The organism is Bacteroides sp., assembly GCF_052357945.1.
Classification (GTDB): Bacteria; Bacteroidota; Bacteroidia; order Bacteroidales; family Bacteroidaceae; genus Bacteroides.
This window is the reverse complement of record NZ_DAWCXD010000002.1, coordinates 1-21153: the sequence shown is the minus strand read 5'-3', so window position 1 is coordinate 21153 and position 21153 is coordinate 1. Positions and strand designations below refer to the sequence as shown.

General features: G+C 43.2%; 17 protein-coding genes. 3 read left to right on the top strand and 14 right to left on the bottom strand.

The features are described from left to right. Window positions 1-154: 154 nt before the first annotated feature. From ACT8YW_RS00755 to ACT8YW_RS00725, 7 genes are all read right to left on the bottom strand, one after another. Window positions 155-835, bottom strand: coding sequence for a zinc metallopeptidase (locus ACT8YW_RS00755; RefSeq protein ID WP_004301089.1), 681 nt, complete (start codon window positions 833-835; stop codon window positions 155-157). Window positions 836-955: 120 nt separating this feature from the next. After that, window positions 956-2254: an alpha-L-fucosidase gene (locus tag ACT8YW_RS00750; protein WP_444103673.1), complete on the bottom strand. Its 1299-nt coding sequence runs from the start codon at window positions 2252-2254 to the stop codon at window positions 956-958. A gap of 109 nt (window positions 2255-2363) precedes the next feature. Then, window positions 2364-3635: an adenylosuccinate synthase gene (locus ACT8YW_RS00745; protein ID WP_444103672.1), complete on the bottom strand. Its 1272-nt coding sequence runs from the start codon at window positions 3633-3635 to the stop codon at window positions 2364-2366. After that, on the bottom strand, window positions 3632-4120 hold the full coding sequence (locus ACT8YW_RS00740) for a Fur family transcriptional regulator (protein WP_008025868.1): 489 nt from the start codon (window positions 4118-4120) through the stop codon (window positions 3632-3634). The genes ACT8YW_RS00745 and ACT8YW_RS00740 overlap by 4 nt, the downstream gene beginning before the upstream one ends. A 256-nt stretch (window positions 4121-4376) precedes the next feature. Beyond that, window positions 4377-5042: a DNA alkylation repair protein gene (locus ACT8YW_RS00735; RefSeq protein ID WP_004314019.1), complete on the bottom strand. Its 666-nt coding sequence runs from the start codon at window positions 5040-5042 to the stop codon at window positions 4377-4379. A 6-nt stretch (window positions 5043-5048) separates the two neighbouring features. Beyond that, window positions 5049-7097 carry a dipeptidyl-peptidase 3 family protein gene (locus ACT8YW_RS00730; RefSeq protein WP_074705300.1) on the bottom strand — a complete coding sequence of 683 codons (2049 nt, stop codon included), beginning with the start codon at window positions 7095-7097 and terminating at the stop codon, window positions 5049-5051. A 95-nt stretch (window positions 7098-7192) separates the two neighbouring features. Next, window positions 7193-7657 (bottom strand): helix-turn-helix domain-containing protein, encoded by a 465-nt coding sequence (locus ACT8YW_RS00725; protein WP_004301101.1) that lies wholly within the window; start codon window positions 7655-7657, stop codon window positions 7193-7195. Window positions 7658-7926: 269 nt separating this feature from the next. Here ACT8YW_RS00725 and recQ point away from each other — a divergent pair, with 269 nt between their 5' ends. Beyond that, window positions 7927-9735, top strand: coding sequence for a DNA helicase RecQ (gene recQ, locus ACT8YW_RS00720; RefSeq protein WP_444103671.1), 1809 nt, complete (start codon window positions 7927-7929; stop codon window positions 9733-9735). A 206-nt stretch (window positions 9736-9941) separates the two neighbouring features. Here recQ and ACT8YW_RS00715 read toward each other — a convergent pair whose 3' ends face one another. Further along, a complete protein-coding gene (locus ACT8YW_RS00715) occupies window positions 9942-10760 on the bottom strand; it encodes a tetratricopeptide repeat protein (RefSeq protein ID WP_004311786.1) in 819 nt (272 codons plus the stop codon). Window positions 10761-10787: 27 nt separating this feature from the next. Next, window positions 10788-11738 carry a cysteine synthase A gene (gene cysK, locus ACT8YW_RS00710; RefSeq protein ID WP_444103670.1) on the bottom strand — a complete coding sequence of 317 codons (951 nt, stop codon included), beginning with the start codon at window positions 11736-11738 and terminating at the stop codon, window positions 10788-10790. A gap of 131 nt (window positions 11739-11869) precedes the next feature. Between cysK and ACT8YW_RS00705 the strand changes: the two genes are divergently transcribed. Together ACT8YW_RS00705 and ACT8YW_RS00700 are read left to right on the top strand one after the other, a co-directional pair. Next, complete coding sequence (locus tag ACT8YW_RS00705; RefSeq protein WP_444103669.1) at window positions 11870-13705, top strand: LTA synthase family protein; 1836 nt, start codon at window positions 11870-11872, stop codon at window positions 13703-13705. A gap of 95 nt (window positions 13706-13800) precedes the next feature. After that, the gene (locus ACT8YW_RS00700) at window positions 13801-14490 is read left to right on the top strand and encodes a phosphatase PAP2 family protein (protein WP_444103668.1); all 690 of its coding nucleotides are present in this window, start codon (window positions 13801-13803) and stop codon (window positions 14488-14490) included. 217 nt (window positions 14491-14707) lie between these two features. Here ACT8YW_RS00700 and leuB read toward each other — a convergent pair whose 3' ends face one another. The 5 genes from leuB to ACT8YW_RS00675 all read right to left on the bottom strand — a co-directional run bounded on the left by leuB (window position 14708) and on the right by ACT8YW_RS00675 (window position 20969). Further along, window positions 14708-15769 carry a 3-isopropylmalate dehydrogenase gene (gene leuB, locus ACT8YW_RS00695; RefSeq protein WP_444103667.1) on the bottom strand — a complete coding sequence of 354 codons (1062 nt, stop codon included), beginning with the start codon at window positions 15767-15769 and terminating at the stop codon, window positions 14708-14710. A 60-nt stretch (window positions 15770-15829) separates the two neighbouring features. Beyond that, window positions 15830-17377, bottom strand: a complete 1548-nt coding sequence (locus tag ACT8YW_RS00690; protein ID WP_004301119.1) for an alpha-isopropylmalate synthase regulatory domain-containing protein — start codon at window positions 17375-17377, stop codon at window positions 15830-15832. Then, the gene (gene leuD, locus ACT8YW_RS00685; protein WP_004307192.1) at window positions 17359-17955 is read right to left on the bottom strand and encodes a 3-isopropylmalate dehydratase small subunit; all 597 of its coding nucleotides are present in this window, start codon (window positions 17953-17955) and stop codon (window positions 17359-17361) included. The genes ACT8YW_RS00690 and leuD overlap by 19 nt, the downstream gene beginning before the upstream one ends. Window positions 17956-17996: 41 nt before the next feature. Next, on the bottom strand, window positions 17997-19391 hold the full coding sequence (leuC, locus tag ACT8YW_RS00680) for a 3-isopropylmalate dehydratase large subunit (RefSeq protein WP_004301124.1): 1395 nt from the start codon (window positions 19389-19391) through the stop codon (window positions 17997-17999). An 81-nt stretch (window positions 19392-19472) separates the two neighbouring features. Next, window positions 19473-20969 (bottom strand): 2-isopropylmalate synthase, encoded by a 1497-nt coding sequence (locus ACT8YW_RS00675; protein ID WP_004301125.1) that lies wholly within the window; start codon window positions 20967-20969, stop codon window positions 19473-19475. Window positions 20970-21153: the final 184 nt, after the last annotated feature.

Below are 21153 nucleotides of genomic sequence, written 5' to 3'. Positions count from 1 at the left end.
TGTGTCCATCCCCTATCAATATCGTAAAGAAACACTCAAGTAAGGCCCTAAACAATACAAAAAATCCTCCATAGTCTTCGGAAAGACTGCGGAGGATCTTTTTATATTCTATGGAGAGAAGTTAATAAACGCACTTTTCTCCCTTTTTCATTTCTTAGTCTCTTCTACCCATGAAGATCATGATGTAGTATACCAATGTAGCCAGTGAGCCTAATGCAGCAACTACATACGTATAAGCAGCAGAACGAAGAGCATCTTCAGCCTGTGCATGATTATACGAATTAGTAATGCCGGATGAACTCAACCATACCAACGCACGTTTACTTGCATTGATCTCCACCGGCAGCGTGATAAAGCTGAACAATGTAGTCATAGCAAACAGGATAATACCTGCCAGCAATAACTGCGGGAAAGAGTTTATCAACAAGATACCACCCAACAATACCCACGTCATAATGGAAGAGGCAAAGTTTACAACCGGAACCAGCGCACTACGCATTTTCAGCGGAGCATACATGCGTGCATGTTGTACAGCGTGTCCACATTCATGAGCTGCTACGGCAGCTGCCATTATACTGTTACTTTCATACACCCCTTCACTCAAATTCACCGTTTTGTTAGTAGGATTGTAGTGGTCGGTCAACCGTCCCGGCGTATGTGTAACCTGTACGTCATAAATTCCATTGTCATGCAACATTTTTAAAGCAACGTCGCGTCCTGTCATTCCGTTTCCTGTAGGAATCTTAGAGTACTTCTTGAATTTGTTTTGCAAATTCATCTGTACCAACCAACTTACAACAGCGATTCCTATAAATAATACCCAATAAGACATCATATACTTTTCAATTTTAATTATTACTCTATATCTTTATAAACAAATTGTTTGCCAAAAATAAGGGGAAACGTTCAATGTCAGAATAGTTTCCCCTTGCTTTTATGAAGAATTAGCTAAAAATTAGTCAATTGTCAGTTCTACCACATAGTCAATATCTTTCGGAACCTCGGCGAATTCGAGCAAAACACCGGCTTTCGTCTTTGTGAAACGAACCGGAGACTGATCTTTAAACAAGACTGCCTTCTTGACCTTCTTATCTGTCAACGGCAGGAACAAAGCCGCATCTTTCAGGTCAAGAATATGCACATAGAGCTTATTTCCTTTTTGTGTTGTCACTCCCCAATCGTGTGGAGCAACTGCACCGCTTCGTGTTCCATAAATCGTTTCACCATATTGTTTCATCCACTCTCCCATCTCTGCCAAGCGTTGTACAGCTACCGCAGGAAGCTCTCCATCGGGTTGAGGACCGATATTCATCAAAAGATTGGCATTCTTACCGGCTGCCTTCACCAAATAATGAATCAATGTCTTTGTTGATTTATAATTCTGATCGGTAATCTTATATCCCCACATACCATTCATTGTTTCACAAGTCTCCAACGGCAGGCGACTAACCTCCTGTCCGGAAAGCCCCGAAGCATTTTCACCGGGCAGATCGCGTTCGAAAATCTGGATATCTTCTCCATCAAAAGGCGTCTGATGATGATTGTTACCCACCAGACACCCCGGTTGGAGTTTGTGAATCAGAGCATACTGTTCCGGTAATTCCCAGTTAAAAGTTTTGGGCTGATCCCACCATCCGTCAAACCAAATAGCCCCTATCGGGCCGTAATTCGTCAGCAATTCTGTCAACTGGTTATTCATGAATTGATAATAACTTTTCCAATCTCCTTTCGAGTTCGAGCGACCCGTGCCCTGCCCTGTACGTCCCCAGGGATAGTCCTCACGCGCCCAGTCAAGATGTGAATAATAAAAATGGAGCTTGATGCCCTGCTTGGCACAGGCTGCTGACAGTTCTTTCACAATATCTCTTTTAAAAGGAGTAGCTTTGACTACGTTATAATCCGAATACTTAGTATCGAACATAGAAAAACCTTCATGATGACGGGTAGTGAAACAGATATATTTAGCTCCTGAAGCTTTGATAGCTGCCACCCATTTGTCCGCATCAAACTTGGAAGGATAAAATCCGCCTGCCAGTTTGGCATACTCTTTATAATTCAGATTATTGTTTGTCATAGTCCACTCACCGGTAGCGAGCATAGCGTATAGCCCCCAATGAAGAAAAATACCAAACTTATTGTCCTGAAATTCCTGCCGTGCTTTCAGATTCTCTTCGGTAGGCTGATAGGAAGATTGCGCAAATACTCCCAAGTTCATTACGAACAACAAAAGGAAAGCTATAAAACGTGTTTTCATAAGGCATACATTATTTTTGTGTGTTTAGGATAGACTATACAAAGGATTGAACAAGAAAGGCGGAGTTTTTCTTCAATCTCCGCCTTTCCTCCATATAATAAATCAATTGTTATTCTTCAGTATAACGTTCGATGGTCTGTGCTCTGTCCGGTCCTACAGATACAATCTTGATTTCTACACCAAGCTGTTCTTCCAGGAAAGTCAGGTAAGCATTGAATTCTTCCGGGAATTCATCTTCGCTCTGCATCTTGGTCATATCTGTCTGCCAACCCGGAAGCTCTGCATATACAGGTTCTACGCCTTCTGTGATGTCATACGGGAAGTAGTCGATCTCTTCACCGTTCACTTTGTAAGCAACGCACGCTTTGATTGTTTCGAAAGTATCGAGTACATCGCTCTTCATCATAATCAATTTCGTAACTCCGTTTACCATAACGGAATACTTCAACGCTACCAGGTCAATCCATCCGCAACGACGTTTACGACCGGTTACAGAACCAAATTCATGTCCCAACGTACACATCTTGTCGCCTGTTTCGTCGAACAGTTCTGATGGGAACGGACCTGCTCCTACACGAGTACAGTATGCCTTGAAGATACCATATACTTCACCGATACGGTTAGGTGCCACTCCAAGTCCGGTGCAGGCTCCCGCACATACGGTATTGGAAGAAGTCACAAACGGATATGAACCGAAATCAATATCAAGCATAGTACCCTGTGCTCCTTCACAAAGCACGCTCTTACCATCCTTCAACAGGTTATTCACTTCATGTTCGCTATCTACGAAATGGAATTGTTTCAGGTATTCGATACCTTCCAACCATGCTTTTTCCAGTTCAGTAAGATCGTATTCATAATTCAAGCTCTTCAGAATTTGTTCGTGACGAGCTTTCGCAGCAGCATACTTCTGGTCGAAGTTATGAAGAATATCACCTACACGAACACCGTTACGGCTCACTTTATCCGTGTAAGTAGGGCCGATACCCTTACCGGTAGTTCCTACTTTAGCATCACCTTTGGCTGCTTCGTATGCAGCATCCAGAATACGGTGTGTCGGAAGAATAAGATGAGCTTTCTTTGAAATGTGCAAACGTTCTTTCAGCGGATGACCCGATGCTTCAAGTGCTTCTGCCTCTGCTTTAAACAATGCCGGATCAAGTACCACACCGTTACCGATGATGTTTACCTTGTTTCCTTGAAAAATACCGGAAGGAATAGAGCGAAGCACATATTTCTGTCCTTCAAACTCAAGCGTGTGACCGGCATTCGGGCCGCCCTGAAAACGAGCAACCACATCATACTTAGGTGTTAAAACGTCGACTACTTTTCCTTTACCTTCGTCGCCCCATTGTAATCCTAATAGAACATCTACTTTCATTTTTCTTTTTTATTGTTGTTATTTACTTTTTTCCGTTTGTTAGCTCTGTCGCACTTACTACATACTCCATATATATATAAGGAGTAATGCGAAAGCTGGAAGCGGCTCAATTTCGTATTTTCAATGGCTTGCTGCAGTTCCTCGTTCTGAAACTCGGTCACTTTACCACATTGAGTACATATCTGATGATGATGTGTCTCGCGATTATATGATTTTTCGTATTGGGAGGAAGTACCGAACTGATGCTTAATGACCAGCCGTGCATTGATAAGAAGAATAATGGTGTTGTAGAGAGTCGCCCGGCTCACCCGGAAATTCTCCTGGTCCATCATTCGTGAATAAAGCATGTCAATATCGAAATGACCGTCGATAGAATAAATAGTATCGAGTATGGCGTAGCGTTCAGGAGTCTTTCGATGCCCGTTCGCCGTGAGATATTCCGTGAATATCTGCCTTACTGTATCTTTCACGTTTTGAGTTTCCATCATCAGCCAAAATTAGCGCGAACAAAGTTAAGCCTTTTTTGCGGAAAGCAAATGATAAAGAGAAGTTTTTTTAGTTCATCACAGAGTTAGACAGTTTTTTTATAAATTAAATGGAGGCTATCATTCGTTTTGTAGATTGGCTTATATAATAAACGAATAACAAGACGGTTTATTTTTTAGACGCGTCATCCGTGTTATCCGCATCTAAAAAATTAAACCGTTATTTAATAAAAGGACTTACTCCATGGAAATAAGATTAGTCTACAGCAAGCTCCTCTTTCACCATATTGTAGAGCATTTGCTCTCCTTCCAAGGTAGAATCTGCCATACCTTCCACCAGGCGGCATACTTGAAAAGCATGTTCCTCGCTATGCTGCATATATTTGCGGATAACCAGCAAAGCTGCGTTACGAATATGATAGCTGTCGGAATGTACCGCACAAATCGCCTGGTCGAGCAATTCGCCGGAGGCACGTTCGGTCATATCCCCTTTCTTCATCAGAAGACGGGCGGCAGTCAGGAAACCACAAGTCTGCACATACTCCTGTTCGTCGGCAATCCAGTGAAAGGATTTGGCCGGAGCATACGGTAAATGCTGGAAGAGATTCATACAAGTCAGTTCTGCTATTTCGATATTCCGGATGTTTTCCACCCAAATATCGGCTATCTCGGGATAAAACGTTTCGATCGGCTGAAGCATTCCCGCCAGAATCTTACACTCGCGAATTTCCTCTTTCCATAAAGCCTGCGCCAGGTCATGATTCTTTTCGTAACCTTCGGCAATCATCTTGATACGAGGCAGTTCCACTCCGAAATTGAGTTTATAAACCAGCCCTTTCTCGCGCATACTTTGGGACACAGCCCCGTTCATAGAGAGACGGAGCTGTGTCTTGATATCTTTCAATTGTTCTTTAATATCCATTTCAGATCAGTTGTTTATGGAAGGCAGCGGAGAATAATCAGTGCTGTAACGCAACATTTGTTCTACATAACCTTCATCATAAGAAACTGTGACATCCGTAACGTTTCCGTTTTCATCTGTCACCAGTTCGTATTTCGGATTCACAAAACCTTTATAAGGAGCCAGATTCAACTTCTTATAACGTTCCAGAACTTCTGCATGTAAAGCCGGATCTACTTTTACGGCATAGTTTTCTACCAATGAACGGGCACCTTCAAAGTCACCTGTCGATTTGATTCGCTGGATTTCAGCCAACAATTCGCCGAAAAGCTCGCGCACTTTCTGATAGTCATTGATAACCACATAAGTCTTTCCGTCTTTCTTCACCAATTCCACCACTTTATCGGCAGCCCCCTTCTCAAATACCCAACGGGCTATCAACTGGCGGTTGCGCATGTGAGCTTCTTCCACAGTATTTCCCGGTTCGATACGTACCAACTGCGTCATCAAACCGTTCATCAGATAAGTATAATATTGAGCTTTATAAGCATCGGGAGAAGAGAGAAGTCCCAGTTCCACCAGCTTGGGGTCAGCCACATAATACAATCCGAACAAATCGGCACGCGCCTCTTCGATGGTAGAGCCGTATGCTTTCAAAGCATCAGGATCTACACCCGGAAGTAACTTACCGGAACCGTGTCCCAAACATTCGTGCAAGTCCGTATGCAGCTCATCCGTTAAATCAGAATAAGCATCGATCAGTTGTATTTCCGCATCGCTATAAACAAATTCTTCGTTGAATCCGTTTCCGTGAGCGGCTTTGTTATAAGCATCTGTTATATTTCCGATTGTCACCGATTTAGAACCGTGGTGCGCACGAATCCAGTTTGCATTCGGCAGATTGATACCGATAGCCGTTGCCGGGTAAAGATCACCTGCAAGGATAGCGGCAGTAATCACTTTAGCCGATACCCCTTTTACCTTTTCTTTCTTGAAAGATTTATCTACGGGAGAATGATCTTCAAACCACTGCGCATTGCTACTGATTATTTCTGTGCGGTGCGTTGATTCCAAATCTTTGAAATTCACTAAAGACTCCCAGCTCGCTTTCATACCCAATGGGTCACCGTAACTTTCAGTAAATCCATTCACAAAGTCGATTCGTGAATCAAGGTCTTTCACCCAAAGAATGGCATATTCATCGAAATCTTTCAGATTGCCTGTTTCATAGAATTGAATCAGTTTGGTGATGACGGCCTTTTGTGCCTCATTCTCCGCTACACCTTCCGCTTTCTTCAGCCAATAAACAATCTTTTCTATTGCCTGTGTATAGAGTCCGCCTACTTTCCAAACTTTCTCCTCCAACTTTCCGTTTTCTTTGACCAGTCGACTGTTCAGCCCGTAAGAAACCGGTGTTTCGTCTTTCGGGTCTTTCAGGGCGCTATAAAAACTCTCTGCCTCTTTCTGCGTCACTCCGTCATAATAGTTACAAGCAGAAGTCAACACAAGATCTTCGCCATCTGCCTGGTTTACCCGTTTCGGCATAACAGTCGGATCGAAAATCACCGGAAACAGTTCGGCACAAAGTTGTTCGGCAGTCTGTCCTTTCGCCAACGGCAGCAACTTGGCATCTATACCGAGTACAGCCTGTTTCAAGAACTCCTGCGAGAAGTTGGGCACGAATTTCTCCGTACCATAGTGATGATGAATACCATTGGAGAACCATACCCTTTTCAGATACACCTCCATATTTTTAAAATCAGGCGTTGTTTTATCTCCCTGATAGTTTGTATATACTGCTTCGAGCATCCGACGGATTCTCAAATTATATTTTCCATTCTGGTCAAACAGAATATCCCTTCCTTCCAGAGCAGCCTCTGTCAGGTAATAAATCAGTTCCTTCTGTTTCAGCGTCAGTTCCTCAAATCCGGGAACTTTATAACGCAATATCTGTAAATCAGCAAATTGTTCCACTGTATAATCAAATTTGTCTGCTTCAGCAGTTGTTGTTTTACTTCCTCCGCACGATGTTAAAAGCGTAGCGGCCACTGTCATTAAAATCAGATGTTTTTTCATAATGCTAGCATTGATTAATTAAAATGAGAAAAGGAATTATCTCCAAAATCTTTCATTTAGAGGTAATTCCTTTTGACTAATTTCGGAACGCGCAATTATTTCTTATTTTCGAGATGTTTTTTGCGATATCCATTAGGAGTCTCACCTACGTTTTTGTAAAATGCAGCGTAAAAAGATTGACGATTTGCAAAGCCAACCATGGCACTAATTTCTTCCACATTTTTGTCGGCATAACGTTTGTCAGTCAATAAATGCAAAGCATCTTTTACTCTGTATTCATTCAACAGGCAAGAATAGTTCATGCCAAAGCGTGAGTTTACTACTGCAGAAAGGTAACGAGTATTCGTCTTCAATTCTTTCGCCAAGTCCTTAGCTGAATAGTCAGGATCCTTGTACTTCTTCTGTACAACGATGATATTCAGGATCTTGTCATACAACTCGTCTGCCAATTCCGGTCTAATCAAAGACCTGTATGCAGCCTTCTTTTCTTTCTTTTCCCTCAAATTGTAGGGACGTTTTTTCGGAGTTTCTTCCGTTTTTTTGTTCTCTAAATCACTCATTGAATTAACTGGTTAGGGTTTGTTCATTTGTTAATAATTGCTCATTTGCAACGTAACATGTTACAAATGTCTTACTTTTTTTTTAAACACACAATTATTTTGTGCATTATTTTTCTAAATAAACAATCAAAAACCTTGAAAAAGAAGGAATGGGTCCGAATAATAAGAAACTTTAACTTATTTATAATTCATATCAGAAACTGAAATCTACACATGATGAAAATTGCCAAAGAAAAATGTACCTTTGCAGCATGGATAAATCAGCATCAATGAGAGAGACTTTAAAGACATATTTCGGGTACGATAGTTTCCGTCCTCTGCAAGAAGAAATCATCCGCCACATCCTGAACAAACAGGATGCATTGGTATTAATGCCCACTGGTGGGGGGAAATCGATCTGTTACCAACTTCCCGCACTGCTTTGCGAAGGTACTGCCGTTGTCGTTTCTCCCCTCATCTCATTGATGAAAGATCAGGTAGAAGCATTGCTGGCAAACGGCATCGCTGCCGGAGCGCTGAACAGCAGTAATGACGAAACAGAAAACGCTAATCTGCGCCGCGCATGCATTGAAGGTCGCCTGAAGCTGCTTTACATTTCACCGGAAAAACTTTTAGCTGAAAAGGACTATTTGTTGCGGGATATGAACATCTCTCTGTTTGCTATTGATGAAGCTCATTGTATTTCGCAATGGGGACATGATTTCCGTCCGGAATACACACAAATGGGAGTGCTCCACCAACAATTTCCGCAAATACCGATTGTCGCACTAACTGCCACCGCGGATAAAATCACGCGTGAAGACATCGTACGGCAATTGCATCTGAACCATCCGCGTACCTTCATTTCCTCGTTCGACCGTCCCAACATCAGCCTGACTGTGAAACGTGGATTTCAAGCGAAGGAAAAGAACAAGGCTATCTTAGAATTTATCCACCGCCACGGGGGAGAAAGCGGGATTATTTACTGCATGAGCCGAAGTAAGACGGAAACCGTCGCACAGATGTTACAGAAGCAGGGTATCCGCTGCGGTGTTTATCACGCCGGGTTATCCACTCAACACCGGGACGAAACACAGAATGATTTTATTAACGACCGCATACAGGTGGTATGTGCCACCATTGCTTTTGGAATGGGGATTGATAAATCAAATGTCCGCTGGGTGATACATTATAACCTGCCTAAAAGTATAGAAAGCTTTTATCAGGAAATAGGACGTGCCGGACGTGACGGGCTTCCCAGCAATACTGTCCTGTTTTATTCATTAGGCGACTTAATATTACTAACTAAATTCGCTTCGGAAAGTAATCAGCAAAATATCAATCTGGAAAAGCTCCAACGTATGCAGCAATACGCAGAAGCCGACATTTGCCGACGAAGAATCTTATTAAACTACTTCGGAGAAACAACAACAGAGGATTGCGGCAACTGCGATGTTTGTAAAAATCCCCCTCAACGATTCGACGGTACAGTCATCGTGCAAAAAGCATTAAGTGCCATCGCACGCACAGAACAACAAATCAGCACAGGAGTGTTGATTGATATTCTTCGTGGAAACTATTCTGCGGAAGTAACCGGAAAAGGGTATCAGGAACTTAAAACGTTCGGTGCCGGACGCGACATTCCTCCTCGTGACTGGCAAGACTATCTGCTTCAAATGCTGCAACTCGGCTACTTTGAAATAGCTTATAATGAGAATAATCATCTCAAAATAACGTCAAGCGGAAGTGATGTTCTCTTCGGAAGGACACAAGCGGCATTGGTAGTTATCCAGCATGAGGAAGCAGTTACCCGAAAAGGAAAAAAGAAAAAAGTGGTTATCGCCAAAGAACTCCCCTTCGGTGCGGCAGGCGGCGAAAGCCAAGATTTGTTCGAAGCATTGCGAGGATTAAGAAAACAACTTGCCGATCAGGAAGCTTTGCCCGCCTATATCGTCTTGTCAGACAAAGTGTTGCATCTGCTTTGTATCTCACGTCCCACCAGCATCGAAGAGTTTGGAGAAATCAGTGGTATCGGCGAACACAAGAAAAAGAAATATGGAAAGGATTTCGTAAATCTGATTAGACAGTTCGTAGAATAAAAGAAATTCTTTAATAGTATATATTAACGAGTCACCTGACTAATGATTATTCGTTCCACTAGGGTTATCTTTCCGTTCCACAGTTGTTTCCCTTTAGTTCTACCTATGTGGAACTAAAGGGAAACAACTGTGGAACGAACTAATGTCCATAGCAAAAGGCGCTCACTTATGTAAACCGGAAAGATATAGTTGGCTCATTGATAACTTCACTTGCATTGCCGCAATTGCTCGTGCAAATCAGCCGGAGGCACTCCCAATGAAATAGCTTTTTCAAAGTCAGCTTTTGCCAGCCCTTTCTTCTTCTGTGCCAGGTAGATATTTCCACGCAACAGATAAGCATCAGCCGAGGCAGCATCCAACCGGATGGCTTCCTCCAAATCGACCAATGCCAAATCTTCATGTTTCATCTCACGTTCCACATCGGCACGGGCAATATAGAGCGTCGCATCTTCAGGAGTGGCCGCAAGCATCTTATTCAATATTTCAAGAGCTTCCCGGAATTTTCCTTCTTTCTGCTCCAAAGTAGCCAGTCCCAGCCGTCCGCTATAGCTCTGCGGATCGAGTTCCAATAAACGATTATAATCAATTCTCGCAGCCGGATAATCGCGGCGGAGCACATAAATATAAGCACGCATCAACAAAGCTTCTTTGTTCTGCTTGTCCTCGTCCAACACCTGGCAATAATCCGTATAAGCACGGTCTGTTTTTCCCATTTCCATATAAATGGCGGCACGGTCGAGCAAAATAGGGACTGCCAAAGGAGCAAAGTTCAGTGCAAAAGAATAAGATTCCAATGCCTTATCAAACTCGCCCAAACGGCGCTGAACCAATCCCAAGTTAGAAAAGAGCAGTGCATTCTTTGCGTTTTTCGGTTCCAACTTCAAAGCCTGAAGCAAAAGTTCCTCTGCCTGGGGAAGACTGTCTTTTTCGATACACTCAATGGCTCTCTCGGACAATTGCTGATAGGTTTGCGCAAAGGTAACAGCCGGAAAACAAAAAAGCAAAGCTATAATTATTCTTACCATGGTTCAGGTCTTTTTATAGTGAATGAATTAATCCAATGGATATGCGTCAAAAGCAAACAATTCGGTCGACAAATAACGCTCTCCCGTATCAGGTAACAACGCTACTATTTTTTTGTTCTTAAATTCCGGACGTTGTGACAGTTGACGGGCGGCATACACAGCTGCTCCCGAAGAAATACCCGCCAACAGACCTTCTGTTGCCGCTAACTCACGTCCTGCACGAATTGCTTCATCATCTGGCACGCCTATTACTTCATCCACCACCGAAGCATCATAAAGCTTCGGGATAAAATTCGCTCCAATACCTTGAATACGATGCGAAGCCGCCTCTCTGCCTGCCAACACTGGAGACGATGCCGGTTCCACAGCAACAATATAAATATTCGGATTATGTTTCTTCAAAGTACGGGCTACCCCGCAGACTGTTCCCCCGGTACCAACTCCGGCTACAAAAACGGCCACTTCACCATCTGTATCCCTCCAAATTTCTTCACCCGTTGTCCGTTCATGAACAGCAGCATTGGCCGGATTCTCAAATTGTTGCAAAATCACCGAACCGGGGATACTATCACGCAACTCCTGCGCTTTGGCAATGGAAGCTGCCATCCCCCCCAGCCCATCTGTCAATACAATCTGCGCACCCAACGCTTTCAACAGATTCCGCCGTTCCAGACTCATCGTTTCGGGCATGGTCAATATTAGGTGATACCCTTTAATAGTAGCCACCATTGCCAACCCTACACCTGTATTTCCGCTTGTCGGCTCAATAATCGTTGCACCGGGTTTCAATGCTCCACGAGCTTCCGCATCTTCAATCATCGAAAGAGCGACTCTGTCTTTTACACTTCCCGCCGGATTAAAAGCCTCCAGTTTGGCAATAATATTTTGTTCCAGACCATACTTTCCACTATAACCGGAAAGTTCCATCAAAGGGGTATTCCCCACTAAATCTGTTAGTTTCTTTGCAATCTTTGCCATCTTATTACTTCATTTTTGTCACAGACACGACAAAGATATGGAAAAAAAGGTATGTTTTACATCACATCATGAGAAAGATAAGGAAAAGTATAGTAACTTTGTATCCGTTCAATCTTTTTAAGTTTACATATATGAAAAAGAGAATTATACAATTTCTCACGACCTATTTTTTATTTGTTCTTTTATTCGTTCTTCAGAAACCAATCTTCATGGTTTACTACCATGACTTATATACTAATGTATCTTTGGGTGACTATTTCCGCGTCATGTGGCACGGATTACCACTGGATTTATCTCTTGCGGGCTACCTGACCGCTATCCCCGGCATCCTGCTCATTGCTTCCGCCTGGACAAATTCATCCATACTCCGCCGCATCCGGCAAGGATATTTCGGAGTAATAGCCTTTGTCATGGCCTGCATTTTTATCATCGACCTGGGATTGTATGGCTTTTGGGGATTCCGTCTGGACGCCACTCCTATTTTCTATTTTTTCTCTTCTCCCAAAGATGCCATGGCAAGTGTCAGTTTTTGGTTCGTACTACTTGGAATTCTGGCTATATTAATCTATGCAGCAATTCTATACTGTATTTTCTATTGCGTCCTTATCCGGGAGAAAAAACCTCTGAAAATACCTTATCGACGCCAGAATGTCTCGCTTGCACTGCTTTTGCTGACAGCGGCACTCTTCATCCCTATCCGGGGCGGATTCAGCGTATCCACCATGAATTTAAGCAAGGTGTATTTCAGTCAGGATCAACGCATGAATCATGCTGCCATTAATCCGGCATTCAGCTTCATGTATTCTGCTACCCATCAGAATAATTTCGATAAGCAGTATCGCTTCATGGACCCGAAAATAGCCGACGAATTATTTGCAGAGATGGTAGACAAACCCGTCGCAGTAACCGACAGCATCCCTCAATTATTGAATACACAACGCCCGAACATTATTTTCATTATCCTTGAGAGTTTCTCCACACACTTGATGGAAACTTTCGGAGGACAACCCAATGTAGCTGTCAACATGGATAAATTCGCAAAAGAAGGCGTATTATTCAGCAACTTCTACGGCAGCAGTTTCCGCACAGACCGCGGACTGGCATCTATCATCAGCGGATATCCCGGACAGCCGAGTACCAGCATCATGAAATATCCCGAAAAGACGGACAAACTTCCTTCCATCCCCCGCAGCTTGAAAAATGCAGGATACAGCCTCGAATATTACTATGGAGGAGATGCCGATTTCACCAATATGCGCTCTTACCTGGTATCTTCCGGAATCGAGAAGATTATTTCCGATAAAGATTTCCCTCTGTCCGAACGTACCGGAAAATGGGGAGCACAAGATCACGTTTTGTTCCAACGCCTGATGAAAGACCTGAAAGAAGAAAAACAAGAAGAGCCATTCCTGAAACTGGTTCAGACATCAAGCAGCCACGAACCATTCGAAGTTCCGTTCCACAGGCTGGATGACAAAATCCTCAACTCCTTTGCGTATGCCGACAGTTGTGTGGGAGATTTCGTGAAACAGTATCAGGAAACACCGTTATGGAAAAACACACTGTTTGTACTCGTTCCCGATCATCAGGGTGCATACCCATACCCGATAGAAAATCCGCTGGACGGACAAACCATTCCGCTGATTTTAATCGGAGGTGCAATTAAACAACCTCTCGTAGTAGATACTTATGCTTCGCAAATTGACATTGCCGCCACTTTGCTCGCTCAATTAGGATTGCCGCACGATGAATTTACTTTCAGCAAGAATATCCTGAATCCGGGCTCTCCTCATTTCGCATACTTTACCCGGCCGGATTATTTCGGAATGATTACTGCCGACAACCAATTGGTGTATAATCTGGACGCCAACACCGTGCAACTGGACGAAGGCACCGCCAAAGGAGCTAATCTGGAAAAAGGAAAAGCGTTCTTACAGAAGCTCTACGATGATCTTGCCAAACGCTAATTATTAAGAAATATGGAATATTTATAAGGTAATATAGGACATTTACTATTCTTTATTGTATATTTGCGACGTTAAAAATAGATCAATAAAGCCGGATGATACATAGCGAAATCGTGCAATTCCTTTCGGAGATAGATACAAATATCTTCTTATCTTTCAATGGTATACACTCCCCTTTCTGGGATTATTTCATGAGTTCCTTCACGGGTAAAATAATCTGGGTTCCCATGTATGCCACCATATTATATATATTATTAAGAAATTTCCACTGGAAGGTTGTCGTATGTTATGTGGCAGCTATCGCGCTCACGATTACCTTTGCCGACCAAATGTGCAGCAGTATCATCCGCCCGGTAGTGGCACGCCTGCGTCCCGCCAATCCGGACAACCCAATTGTGGATATGGTATATATCGTAAACGGGTATCGTGGAGGAAGTTATGGTTTCCCATCGTGCCATGCGGCCAATTCATTGGGGCTTGCCATGTTTGTAGTATTTCTGTTCCGTAAACGTTGGCTAAGTATTTTCATCGTAACTTGGGCAATTCTTAACTGCTATACACGTATATACTTGGGTGTACATTATCCCGGTGATTTACTCGTAGGAGGTATTATCGGAGGATTCGGCGGTTGGTTATTCTGTACTATCGCTCACAAAGTAGCCATCTATTTGGAACCTTCCACCCGCACGAAGAGAAAAGATATAAAACAATGGTCAGTCACTATTCATGTAGGATTGCTGACAGTGCTCGGTATCATTATATATTCCACTATTAAAAGTTGGTAAGGTTCACCACAGATTACACAGATTCACACAGATTTCAAATGATAAAAAAGATATTCCATAAAAAGAATGAAAAGTAAGTGGAGTTATCAAACAAAATCTGAATATTAAAAATCACCCACGTTATAGATAGCTATAACGTGGGTGAAATTATTTATAAAGAGCTGTTATACAGCTCCATCAGCAATCTGTGTGAATCGGTGTAATCTGTGGTAGAATATCAAGCTTTCTTGATATAATCAACAATCCACTGTCCTACTTCTTTCGTTCCGTATTTAGTACCGTCAGCCACCTGAATTTCCGGTGTACGTACATTCTCATCCAAAGAAGCGTCTACTGCTTTACGAATCAGTGCACCCTCTTCTTTGCAATCGAAATACTCAAACAACATAGCTACGGAAAGAATTTGTGCCAACGGATTAGCAATATTCAATCCTTTAGCCTGCGGCCATGATCCGTGAATCGGTTCAAACACCGGAGTGCTCTCACCTGTGGAAGCAGAAGGAAGCAAGCCCATAGAACCACTGATTACAGAACCTTCGTCAGTCAGAATATCACCGAAGGTGTTTTCCGTTACCATCACATCGAAGAAAGCAGGTTCCTGAATCATTTTCATTGCAGCATTGTCCACAAACATATAATCTGTTGTCACTTCCGGATAGTTCGGAGCCATTTCCTGTGCAATCTGACGCCATAGACGGGAAGAAGCCAACACGTTTGCCTTATCTACCACCGTCAGGTGTTTTCTGCGCTTCATCGCATATTCAAAAGCCACTTTCAAGATACGTTCGATTTCCGGGCGAGTATAATAGTTGGTATCATACGCTTTGTCATTATCCTGATACTTTTCACCGAAATACATACCTCCGGTCAACTCACGGATACAGATAAAATCTGCGTTCTCTACCAGTTCCGCACGCAACGGAGATTTGTGAATCAGGCATTTGAATGTCTGCACCGGACGAATATTGGCAAAAAGTCCCAGTTTCTTACGCATCGCCAACAAACCTTGTTCCGGACGTACCTTAGCAGTAGGGTCGTTATCAAATTTCGGATCGCCTACGGCAGAGAATAAAACAGCATCCGCATCTTTACAAACCTGATAGGTTGCTTCCGGAAACGGATCGCCTACTTTATCAATCGCATCAGCTCCACAGATTGCATATTCGTAACTTACTTTGTGGCCAAACTTCTCGCAAACGGCACTCATCACATCTACACCTTGCACAGAAATCTCCGGTCCGATGCCGTCACCTGCTAATACAGCAATTTTAAAATCCATAATCGTTTATTCTTCTATTTATATATTCTTATAAAAAACATTCTTCGGGCAAGTTGTTTCTCACTTGCTCTTCTCGTATTCATCTTCAATGAGGTTCAACATCTTCATAGTAGCCTTGATGGCAGCCTCTGTCTGGTCGGCATCAAGTCCGCGAGTACGGAACACCTGCTCGTCATAACTCCACGTGATAACTGTCTGCACAAATGCATCCGTACGTCCACCGGGAGGGATGGTTACCGCATAATTGGTCAACATCGGGAATTTACGTCCTAATGTCACCTTATATATCTTACGCAGCGCACGAACAAAAGCATCATACTGACCATCGCCGCCTGAACTCTCTTCGTACTCTTTTCCGTTGATTTCTATCTTCAACGTTGCCATCGGTTTCAACCCATGTGCCAGATTCACAAAATAGCTCTTCAGTTTGACCTTCTCACCCACTGCTCCATGTTTCAACACATCCGAAACAATGTACGGCAAATCTTCCTGTGTAACCAGCTCTTTCTTGTCTCCCAACTCGATGATGCGTTCCGTCACCTTGCGCATAGCATCTTCATCCAGTTCCAGTCCGAGATCTTCGAGGTTCTTACGGATATTTGCTTTACCGCTTGTCTTACCTAATGCATATTCGCGCTTGCGGCCAAAACGTTCGGGAAGCAAATCATTACAGTAGAGATTATTCTTGTTATCCCCGTCGGCATGCACTCCTGCCACTTGCGTAAAGACATTTTCACCTACAATCGGTTTATTGGCAGGTATCACAATTCCTGAATAAGACTCCACCACCCGGCTGACATCATTCAAACGGCTCTCGTCGATATTGGTCACCGCATTGAAATGGTCTTTCAGGATAGCCTGCACACTTGCGAGAGGAGCATTTCCTGCCCGTTCGCCCAGTCCGTTGATGGTTGTATGCAATCCTTTGACACCGCTTAATACCGCAGCAAGGACATTACTCACAGCCAAATCATAATCATTGTGCGCATGGAAATCGAGATGAGTATTCGGATAACGTTTCTTCATCTTCCGCATATACTCTATCACTTGCAAGGGATTCAAGATACCCAACGTATCAGGCAACATAAAACGCTTGACACTCGTCTCTTTCAATCCATCCATCAACTGAAATACATATTCGGGAGAATCTTTGATACCGTTGCTCCAATCTTCCAGGTAAACATTGACGGTTATATCTTGTTCGTCGGCATAATGCACCACACTTATGATATCCGCCAGATGTTCTTCCGGTGTCTTTTTCAGTTGTTGCGTACAATGCTTCAGTGAACCTTTACAAAGAAGATTAATCACACGGCATCCGGTACGCTGAATCCAATCGACAGAAGTATGCCCGTCGACAAAGCCGAGCACTTCCACTTTATGGAGCAGACTACGACGGGCCGCCCAGTCGCAAATCATCTTCACGGCTTCAAACTCACCGTCCGACACACGCGCCGAAGCAACCTCCACCCGGTCTACCTTTAAATCTTCTAACAGTAAACGGGCGATCATTAGTTTCTCATGAGGCACGAAAGATACTCCGCTGGTTTGTTCACCATCACGGAGCGTTGTGTCCATGATTTCTATTTTCACGCCTTCTTTTCCCATTCTTCTATTTTATCTTTATTGCTCAACAAGAAATCGATATCGTCCAATCCGTTCATCAAACAAAGTTTCTTGTAAGCATTGATTTCGAAATGTTCACTTTTACCTGTCGCCTTGTTGGTGATGGTCTGTTCGGGAAGGTTCACTTCCACTTCCATCTTCGGGTCCGCTTCTATCGAATCGAACAACTCCTGCAGAAACTCCTCGGTAACAACCACCGGCAGCACAAAGTTGTTCAACTCATTATTCTTATGAATATCGGCAAAGAAACTGGATACCACCACGCGGAAACCATATCCTGCAATAGCCCAGGCAGCGTGTTCACGGCTGGAACCCGAACCGAAGTTTTTTCCTGCCACCAATATCTGTCCGCTATAAGTAGGATTGTTCAACACAAAATCCTTGTTCAGGGAACCGTCAGCATTATAACGCCAGTCACGAAAAAGATTATCACCAAAGAATTTTTCTTCACGAGTGGTTGCTTTCAGGAAACGTGCCGGAATAATCTGGTCGGTATCTACGTTTTCTAAAGGAAGAGGTACACAAGTACTTGTTATTATATTAAATTTTGTCTTAGCCATCGTCTTATTTACAATTTAATGATTTACGAATTACGGTTGAATTACATCAGCTCTCTCGGATCGGTAATCACACCTGTCACCGCAGCAGCGGCAGCTACCAGCGGACTAGCCAGCAAAGTGCGTGCACCGGGTCCCTGACGTCCTTCGAAATTACGGTTGCTGGTAGATACCGAATACTTTCCGGCAGGAATCTTATCATCGTTCATTGCCAGACAAGCAGAACATCCCGGCTGACGGATAGCAAATCCGGCTTCCGTCAATATCTTGTCAATTCCTTCCTTACGGATCTGTGCGTCTACCATCCATGAACCCGGAACCAGCCATGCAATTACATTCTCCGCTTTCTTACGACCTTTCACGATGGAAGCAAATGCACGAAAATCTTCAATACGACCGTTTGTACAAGCACCAAGGAATACATAATCAATCTTCTTACCCAACAAAGATTCACCCGGTTGGAATCCCATATACTCCATTGATTTCTTGAACGAAACCTGTGCAGCTTCACTCATTCCTTCCATAGTAGGAATATGCTGTGTGATTCCCATACCCATACCCGGATTCGTTCCGTAGGTAATCATCGGTTCAATATCAGCCGCTTCGAAACGGACTTCTTTATCAAACACGGCATCATCATCACTCTTCAATGTTTTCCAATAAGCCAAAGCCTTGTCCCATGCTTCGCCTTGCGGAGCACTTTCACGTCCTTTGATATATTCAAAAGTCACTTCATCCGGAGCAACCATACCACCACGCGCACCCATTTCAATAGAAAGGTTGCAAAGAGTAAGACGTCCCTCCATTGTCAGATTACGGATAGCCGAACCTGCATATTCCACGAAGTAACCCGTAGCACCACTGGTAGTCATCTTAGACATCATATACAGAGCCACATCCTTTGCAGTCACCCCTTTGCCCAGTTCACCGTCTACAGTGATACGCATTGTTTTCGGTCTCGACTGGAGAATACATTGTGAAGCCAGCACCATTTCCACCTCGCTCGTTCCGATACCGAAAGCAATCGCTCCCATTGCACCGTGAGTAGAAGTGTGAGAGTCACCGCAAACAATCGTCATTCCCGGCAAGGTCAAACCACGTTCGGGACCTACCACATGGATAATACCATTCTTCGGATGCATCATGCCGTAGTGTGTCAGACCAAAATCCTTCGCATTCTGCGTCAACGTGTCCACCTGCGTTTTAGAAATCGGATCTTCAATCTCCTTATCCTGATCGTGTGTCGGTGTATTATGGTCGGGCATACAAAATACCTTTTCAGGACGCAATACTCCGATTCCACGTTCACGCAATCCCGCAAAAGCCTGCGGACTAGTCACTTCGTGACAATATAACCGATCAATATAAAGCTGTGTAGGGCCATCTTCCACAGTAGTCACCACGTGGGCATCCCATATCTTATCAAATAATGTATTCATCTGTTTATTTACTATTTTACTAATTACTATTTACTCTTTCAATCAATCTCTGTAATACCAAACCGACTGTCAATCTCTTTTTTACGATTTGAATTTGTTAATACAGTCGATGTAGGCTTCTACCGAAGCAGCAATAATATCTGTATTGGCACCAAAACCATAATAAATCTGGTTATCGTATTCTACCTGCATGTGCACTTTACCTACATCATCACTTCCCTTACTGATAGCCTGAATAGTAAACTCTTTCAGAGTCATGTGGCGTTCTACAATCTTTTTCAATGCTTTGATGGCAGCATCTACCGGACCATTACCACTGGCACAAGCTTCAAACTTCTCACCGGCAATATTCAATCCCAAACTAGCTACCGAACGAACACCGACACCACTCGTCACCTGCAAGTAATCCAGTTTGATACGATGGTTCTGGCTACGGTCTGCACCTGCCAATACTAAAATATCATCATCATTAATATCTTTCTTCTTATCAGCCAACTTCAGGAACTCATCATATACCTTATCCAGTTTTTCCTGATCCAGATTCACTCCCAATATAGAAAGACGATTTTTCAATGCAGCACGTCCGCTGCGGGCAGTCAATACGATAGAGTTATCATCAATACCCACATCATGCGGATCGATAATCTCATACGTCTGTACATTTTTCAATACGCCATCCTGATGGATACCTGAAGAGTGTGCGAAAGCGTTACGTCCAACGATTGCTTTATTGGGTTGTACCGGCATATTCATCAGGCTGGATACCATACGGCTGGTCGGATAAATCTTCTGCGTATTGATATTGGTTTGAATATCTATTTCGTGATGGCTCTTAATAATCATGGCGATTTCTTCGAGAGCAGTATTTCCTGCACGTTCGCCAATACCGTTGATGGTAACTTCCACCTGACGCGCACCGTTCAAAACACCGGCTATCGTATTGGCAGTAGCCATACCCAAGTCATTGTGACAGTGAGTAGAAAGTATGGCATTATCAATGCCGTCTACATGGTCAACCAGGTATTTTATCTTGGCGCCATATTCTGAAGGCAAGCAGTAACCTGTTGTATCAGGGATATTCACTACGGTAGCTCCCGCTTTGATGACAGCTTCTACCACACGTGCCAGATATTCGTTATCCGTACGGCCTGCGTCTTCTGCATAAAATTCCACATCGTCTACAAAACGGCGGGCATATTTCACAGCAGCTACTGCACGTTCGATAATCTCTTCACGATTCGAATTGAATTTATATTTAATGTGCGAATCAGAAGTACCGATACCGGTGTGAATACGTTTATGTTTAGCAAATTTCAGTGCATCTACGGCTACATCAATATCTTTTTGAACTGCGCGGGTCAAAGCACAGATAGTAGGCCAAGTCACCGCTTTTGAAATCTCAATTACTGAATTAAAATCTCCCGGGCTCGAAATGGGGAATCCGGCTTCAATCACGTCTACTCCCAACGCTTCCAATGCCTTTGCTACCTGAATCTTTTCTACTGTATTCAACTGGCATCCCGGAACCTGTTCACCATCTCTAAGAGTGGTATCAAAAATAAATAACCTATTGTCCATATTCTTATGTATATTATATAATTATTAGCATTAAAAAAAGCCTTTCACACTTGGAAGTGAGAAAGGCTTTCGTATATTTTCATTTATACACATTTACGCGCAGCACTCACTTCCACTAACCTTTGATAGTAGAATAATAATACCGCATAGTAGAATATGTATAAACATCTGATTCATTTCTTGT